Raw genomic sequence first — 5,260 nt, 5'->3', positions numbered from 1 at the left:
TATGCAAGACGGCAGGCAATCTCAGCATTACAACCGCTGCGGGGTTGGTGATCTGCACTGCCTTCCCCGTGGCGGCGGGGCAGTATCTCCCGCTCCCCTTCAACCTTGGCGGCAAGAACGCTGTCGTCGTCGCAGCCGGTGGCGCAAGCGGTACGCTGGCCGTCTGGTAAGATTAGCTAGGCACTTCAACAGCATAGCGCGGTAGCTTCTCCAACTCGTCTTTTAGGCGAGGCAAACCACGCTGGCCGTACTTCCCCGCCTCTGCGCGGGGCTTGTGCCCTTGCATGATATCTGCCGCTTCGTTGTCTATGCCGACCGCAAACGCTTGGCTCTTGAACCGATGCCGCCAGCCATGGTTCGGCTGCGGTGCTGTCACGCCAAGGCCGCTAACCCAGCGCGAAATATGGCCAGCCCTGATCTTTGATGGTGGATTGACCTCGTTGCCGGTTCCCTTTCGATAGAACAGCGGCGTCTCGTCCCCAGCCTTGGCGAACTTCGTGAACCCCTGTTCAATCAAGTGTGAATGCAGCGGCACCTTACGAGCCTCCCCCGTTTTCACGCTCCCGGCGTCCGGTGTGATATGGATGAACCACACATCATCCTCTTTCTGGATATCCATGGCCCGAAGCTGCGTAATCTCGCCTACTCGCGCCCCGGTATATGCCAGCAACCAAGGCACCCAACGCCTAGCGCGTGCATGATCCACTGCAAGCCCGGTTGGCTGCGGCCCCAGTGAGGCCTTGAGGATCGTAGCCGCCTCGTCGTCTGTTAGGTCGCGCTCTCGCAGCTTGACGACCTTGGGCGCTCGCACCTTCAACTCGCTGGCAATATTTTTGGGGATAACTTCATCCTCAAAGGCCAGCGTAAACGGAACCTTGATCGCTGGCAGATAGCTGGCCCGAATTGTTTTGCCCGCCAGCCCCTTAGCAACAAGCGTTTCGATCCAAGCATTTAGGTCCGCTCGGGTCACCTTGGTAACGTCATCGTGCCCCAGATGCTTGACCAGCGCAGCGACCATGTTGCGCCACTTCCTAACAGTCTTGGCATTCCCGGTCCCGCCTTTGGCCCACCGCTCATATAGTTGGGTGATTGATCGGGCAGGCTCCGTATCCGCTTTGACCGGCTCGCATTGCACGGCCTGAATATGGCTTACCGATGCGCGGCCCCGTTTGCTCTCGGCCTCCTGCACCCGAATGTCGCCCATCTGCCTTTCATGCCGCGCCAGAAGCTGCCCAGCGCGGGCTAAATCAGCGGGAGCGGCGTCTGGTATGGTCCCGCTCTCGATAGCGTCCATGATCGGCTCTAGGGCTTCTAGCTCAAGGTCGCGGTCGGATTGCTCCGCGTCGGCAAGCTCGGCCTGCTCCTGCTCCCATTCCCACCGCCTACGCTCCCGCTCAAGCGCCGCTGGGGACTTCGGACGGAGTGGGGCGGCTAGGGTAGCGGATGTCACGGCAGCGGCCCCCAGCGCCTTCCTAGCGCGATCTAGCTGCTCATTGGTGGCGATGGTATGCCCGGGTATCAGCCGCTTGGCTTCCTCACGATCCTTGGTACGCAGAGAAACCTTGAATTGCCGCTTGCCGTCGAAGAACGGACGCAGGTTCTCGGGGATCGCTCGACGGAAATAATAACCAGTCGGGGTCGGCAGCAGGTACGTACACATCGCTTGCTCCTAGCACATTTGTACTAGACGACTGCATATAAACCGCTGATTTCTGCCATTCCCCAGCATTTCTGCGGTTGGGAATGGTGCTGCTGGGGAGGATTGAACTCCCGACCTCGTCATTACCAATGACGCGCTCTACCACTGAGCTACAGCAGCGTGCATCCGGACAAACCGTCCGGTCGCCGGGCAGAGGCGCGCTTTGTCGGCGTGGGCCGGAAATGTCAAGCGCGGCTTTACGGTGCGGGTTGAACTCGCCCGGTGGCGGCGGCATGAACATCGGCATGGTCAAGACCACCGATCCTGCCGCTCGCGAAGCGCGCCTTGCCGCCAAGCTGCGCGAGAACCTGCACCGTCGCAAGGCACAGGCCCGTGCCCTGGATGGGTCACCGCCGCATGATCATTGCGCGATCGCGGCTAAAAACGAATCGGATGCTCTTCCCAACCTGCCCTCGGAAAGCTAGGGCCGCCCCGTTACAGCACTTTGTCCGGGCCGGTTCCATGGCCCGCCACGCCAAGGAGCATGCCCCCTTGCCTCGTCTGATCCTCGTCCGCCACGGCCAGAGCCAGTGGAACCTCGAGAACCGCTTCACCGGATGGTGGGATGTGGGCCTGACCGAAAAGGGTGAGGCGGAAGCCCGCGCCGCCGGCGCGCTGCTCAAGGAAAAGGGCATCCTGCCCACCGTGGCCTTTACCTCGCTGCAGACCCGCGCGATCAAGACCCTGCATCTGGCGTTGGAAGCCGCCGGCCTGCTGTGGATTCCTGAAACCAAGGACTGGCGCTTGAACGAGCGGCACTACGGCGGCCTCACCGGGCTCGACAAGGCGGAAACCGCCGCCAAGCACGGCGATGACCAAGTGAAGATCTGGCGCCGCAGCTTCGACATTCCGCCGCCGGTGCTGGAAGCCGGATCGGAATTCGATCTGAACGCCGATGCCCGTTACGCCGGCATTCCGATACCCAATACCGAAAGCCTGAAGGATACGATCGCCCGTGTCCTGCCCTATTACCAGGGCTCGATCGTGCCGCACCTGAAGGCGGGTGCGACGGTGCTGGTCGCCGCGCACGGCAATTCACTGCGTGCGCTGGTGAAGCATCTGTCGGGCATCTCGGACGAAGAGATCACCGGGCTGGAGATCCCCACCGGCCAACCGATTATTTACGACCTCGCCGCCGATCTTGCGGTGCAGGACCGCTACTACCTCTCGGAGCGGTGAGATGAGTGAGCCGATCGTTGCCCCGCCGGTCGCGATCGTGATGGGCAGCCAGTCCGACTGGCCCACCATGCAGCGCGCCGCGGAGATGCTGGACAAGCTGAGCGTTGCCTACGATGCGCGGATCGTCTCGGCCCACCGCACGCCTGATCGCCTGGTGAGCTTCGCCAAGGGCGCGGCGGACGAAGGCTTCAAGGTGATTATCGCCGGAGCGGGCGGCGCGGCCCACCTGCCTGGCATGGTCGCCAGCATGACCCACTTGCCGGTGCTGGGCGTGCCGGTGCAATCCAAGGCGCTTTCCGGGCAGGACAGCTTGCTGTCGATCGTGCAGATGCCTGCCGGAATTCCCGTCGGCACGCTGGCCATCGGCGAAGCGGGCGCGGCCAACGCCGGGCTCATGGCCGGAGCGATCCTCGCCATCAGTGACGCTGCCCTGGCCGATCGGCTCAAGGCCCTGCGCGCCGAGCAGACTGCCGCCGTCGCCGAGCGGCCGGCTTGAGCGATGGCGTCTGTTACGCAATGATCGCTCCTGGCTCGACGATCGGTATCCTTGGCGGCGGACAATTGGGCCGCATGCTTGCTGTCGCGGCGGCGCAATTGGGCTATCGCTGCCACATCTTTGCGCCGGAAGAGGTCTCGATCGCCGCCGAAGTGAGCGCTGCCTTCACCCGCGCCGATTGGGACGATACCGCCGCGATGGCGCGCTTTGCCGCCCACTGCGCGGTGATCACCTATGAATTTGAGAACGTGCCCGTCGCCCCGCTGCACGCCTTGGGTAGCGTGCCGCTCCATCCGCCCGCTCGCGCGCTGGAAGCGGCGCAGGACCGGCTGGTCGAAAAAGAATTCGTGCGCAGCCTGGGCGGAACGCCTGCGCCGTTCCAGGCGGTCGATAGCCCGGCTGATCTTCACGCTGCGATCGCCGCGATCGGCGCTCCCGGCATCCTCAAGACGCGGCGCGATGGCTATGACGGCAAGGGCCAGTGGCGCATCCGATCCGCTGCCGATGCGGACACCGTCGACTGGCCCGGCCAACCGCTGATCTACGAAGGCTTCGTCACGTTCGAGGCCGAGTTTTCCGTAATCCTGTGCCGCGCTGCCACCCGCGAGGTGCGCTTCTTCGATTCGGCGCGCAATGTGCACGAAGACGGTATCCTGGCCCTGTCCACCGTGCCCGCAGGCGCTCCGATCGCGGATCAGCTCGTCCAGGCTCGCGATCTGGCCGCAGCAGTCGCGCAAGCGCTGGACTATGTCGGCGTGCTGACGCTGGAGTTCTTCGCCACCGCCGATGGCCCGGTCTTCAACGAGATGGCGCCACGTGTCCACAACTCGGGACACTGGACGATCGAAGGCTCCATCACCTCGCAGTTCGAGAATCATATCCGCGCGATCTGCGATCTGCCGCTGGGCGATACCCGCCTGGCCGCCAGCGCGGTCGAGATGCGTAACCTGATCGGGGATGAGGCTCTGGAGTGGGCGGGGCTGCTGGCCGATCCCGCCAACCACCTGCACCTCTACGGCAAGGGAGAGCCCAGCCCTGGCCGAAAGATGGGGCATGTGACCCGGCTGACGCTATGACCGCCCCGGCGGGCGCGATCGCAGGCCAGGAAGTGGTGCTGGTCTACGCCCGCGCCCAAAACGGCGTGATCGGCCGCGATGGCGCACTCCCCTGGCATCTTCCCGCTGACCTCCGGCATTTCAAGGCGCTGACGCTGGGCAAGCCGATGATTATGGGCCGCAAAACCTTTGAAAGCTTTCCCTCCCCGCTGCCTGGCCGCCGCCATATCGTCTTGACCCGCGATGTCGCCTGGTCGCGCAACGGCGCAGAAACAGCACACCATGTCGAGGCCGCGCTTGCGCTTGCCGGCCCCGGGGAAGTCGCGGTGATTGGCGGCGCGGAAATCTTCGCCTTGTTCGCCGATCGCGCCGACCGGATCGAGATGACCGAAATCCACGCGGACTTCCCCGGTGAAACGACCATGCCTGCCCCCGGGGCGCAATGGCGCGAGACCGCGCGTGTCGAACATGCCCCTGCGGACGGGAAACCCGGCTACGCTTTCGTGTCGCTGATCCGCGACCTATAGCCGGCTGCATGATTCGCCTCGACCATCGCGATACCGTGCCTGACGCCGTGCGCGGTGCGATCCTCGCTCTCGGAAACTTCGACGGGTTCCACCAGGGCCACCAGGCCGTCGTCGGAGAAGCGATCCGATGGGCGCGCGCCGAAGGTCGGCCTGCCGTCGTTGCCACATTCGACCCTCATCCCAAGCGCTTCTTCCGCCCGGACGCCGAACCCTTCCGGCTGACCACGCTGGACCAGCGCGAGGAGCTGTTCGCCGCTGCCGGTGCCGATGCGATGCTGGTGTTCTCTTTCGATGCCAGCATCGC

The 5,260-nt window shown here is 64.1% G+C and carries 6 protein-coding genes, 1 tRNA gene and 1 pseudogene; 6 read left to right on the top strand and 2 right to left on the bottom strand.

Annotated features, from left to right (window positions below):
• Positions 1-172 precede the first annotated feature (172 nt).
• Both ACHWRX_RS10105 and ACHWRX_RS10100 read right to left on the bottom strand, forming a co-directional pair.
• Positions 173-1,660 carry a DUF6538 domain-containing protein gene (locus tag ACHWRX_RS10105; protein WP_394659097.1) on the bottom strand — a complete coding sequence of 496 codons (1,488 nt, stop codon included), beginning with the start codon at positions 1,658-1,660 and terminating at the stop codon, positions 173-175.
• An 84-nt stretch (positions 1,661-1,744) separates the two neighbouring features.
• Positions 1,745-1,819: transfer RNA gene (locus tag ACHWRX_RS10100), tRNA-Thr, on the bottom strand.
• 89 nt (positions 1,820-1,908) lie between these two features.
• On the opposite strand from ACHWRX_RS10100, the gene ACHWRX_RS10095 reads away from it, so the two are divergent.
• The 6 genes and pseudogenes from ACHWRX_RS10095 to ACHWRX_RS10070 form a co-directional block, all read left to right on the top strand.
• Positions 1,909-2,124, top strand: coding sequence for a hypothetical protein (locus ACHWRX_RS10095; RefSeq protein ID WP_242867013.1), 216 nt, complete (start codon positions 1,909-1,911; stop codon positions 2,122-2,124).
• Positions 2,125-2,191: 67 nt separating this feature from the next.
• Positions 2,192-2,878, top strand: a complete 687-nt coding sequence (gene gpmA / locus ACHWRX_RS10090; protein ID WP_058735728.1) for a 2,3-diphosphoglycerate-dependent phosphoglycerate mutase — start codon at positions 2,192-2,194, stop codon at positions 2,876-2,878.
• A 1-nt stretch (position 2,879) separates the two neighbouring features.
• Positions 2,880-3,374, top strand: a complete 495-nt coding sequence (gene purE / locus ACHWRX_RS10085) for a 5-(carboxyamino)imidazole ribonucleotide mutase (RefSeq protein WP_394659096.1) — start codon at positions 2,880-2,882, stop codon at positions 3,372-3,374.
• Between the two features lie 20 nt (positions 3,375-3,394).
• Complete coding sequence (locus ACHWRX_RS10080) at positions 3,395-4,450, top strand: 5-(carboxyamino)imidazole ribonucleotide synthase (protein WP_394659095.1); 1,056 nt, start codon at positions 3,395-3,397, stop codon at positions 4,448-4,450.
• Complete coding sequence (locus tag ACHWRX_RS10075) at positions 4,447-4,956, top strand: dihydrofolate reductase (protein WP_394659094.1); 510 nt, start codon at positions 4,447-4,449, stop codon at positions 4,954-4,956. Before ACHWRX_RS10080 ends, ACHWRX_RS10075 begins: the two co-directional genes overlap by 4 nt.
• 8 nt (positions 4,957-4,964) lie before the next feature.
• Positions 4,965-5,260 (top strand): annotated as a pseudogene (locus tag ACHWRX_RS10070) (bifunctional riboflavin kinase/FMN adenylyltransferase); the annotation flags it as partial.

The sequence above is a fragment of the uncultured Novosphingobium sp. genome (genome assembly GCF_964277725.1).
Lineage (GTDB): Bacteria > Pseudomonadota > Alphaproteobacteria > Sphingomonadales > Sphingomonadaceae > Novosphingobium > Novosphingobium fluoreni.
This window is presented reverse-complemented; position numbering and strand designations above follow the sequence as displayed.